1 protein-coding gene is annotated in these 1,254 nt (G+C 35.4%); it reads right to left on the bottom strand.

All coding sequences use genetic code 11. The annotated features are described in order from the left end of the window. Positions 1–7 precede the first annotated feature (7 nt). Positions 8–1,204, bottom strand: coding sequence for a M20 family metallopeptidase (locus tag ABZV77_RS42685; protein WP_015082999.1), 1,197 nt, complete (start codon positions 1,202–1,204; stop codon positions 8–10). Positions 1,205–1,254 lie beyond the last annotated feature (50 nt).

A 1,254-nucleotide genomic window follows, 5' to 3' on the forward strand; every position in this document is an offset into this window, starting at 1 on the left:
TGTAAATCTACATTTTTTTATTGAAAAATAGATAGTTTATAGTTACAGTTGCAACTGCTTTAGCCGCGATTAAAATACTTTTCTCATTCATTTTAAATAAAGGGCTATGATGGGGATAATTTCCGCCGTCTTCAGGCTGTGCACCAATGTAAAAGAAAGTACTTGGTACAACTTGCCCATAATATGAAAAATCTTCAGAAGGATTTTGTGGTCCTAAATCGACTATATTATTGACTTCTGAAATATTCTGATCTTTTAAGCTGTCAACTACAAAGTGAGTGAGATTTTCTGAATTAAAGAGTACAGGATAGTTATCGTCATAATCTACAATCACTTCAACCCCAAAGGTTACTCCAACGCCTTTAGCAATTTGTTTCACTTGGTCTCGGATGACTTTTCTAGTTGTTTCTTTCATCATCCGAACATCCCCTTTTAACACTACTTTATCTTGTATAGCATTAAAACTTCCTGCTCCATCAAATGATCCAATAGTTACAGTACCCATGTCAAATGGATCTATTCTTCTTGAAATTACTGTTTGGAGTTCAGTTACAAAGTAACTAGCGGCTACTATTGCATCATTACTTAATTGTGGCATAGAAGCGTGACCTCCGTTTCCTTTGATTGTAATGGTGAAATTAGAACGTCCCGTTTGAGTTTCTTTATTATGATAGGCAATGACCCCTGTTTTAATTGTAGTCATCACATGAACCCCGATCATATTATCGACACCGTCAAGAGCTCCTGCTTTAATCATACCTTTGGCACCACCAGGAGATACTTCCTCTGCTGGTTGATGGACAATTCTAACTCTTCCCGGAAGTTCTTGTTTTATTTTTACTAGTTCTCTAGCAAGTACCATCAAATATGCAGTATGTGCATCGTGTCCACAGGCATGCATTACTCCTGGATTGACCGATTTAAAACTTAAATCATTATCTTCAAAAATAGCAAGAGCATCAAAGTCTGCTCTCAACGCAAGAGTTTTTCCGGATTTTCCACCTTCAATATCAACGATGATTCCAAATCCCTTTCCGATAAGTTTTGGTTCACAGTCAAGTTCTTTATAAAAGCCCATAATATACTTAAATGTTTCTTTTTCTTGAAAAGAAATTTCTGGGTATTGATGAAGATGACGCCTAATTTGAATCATTTCATTCTCATATTGTGTTAAGCTAGTCAACAAATTATTAAGTAGTTTCATATGATACCTCTAAACTTTCTACCCGAATTGCTAGTTAATTTCATTGGAAA

Source organism: Streptomyces sp. NPDC004732 (genome assembly GCF_040609235.1).
GTDB lineage: Bacteria > Actinomycetota > Actinomycetes > Streptomycetales > Streptomycetaceae > Streptomyces.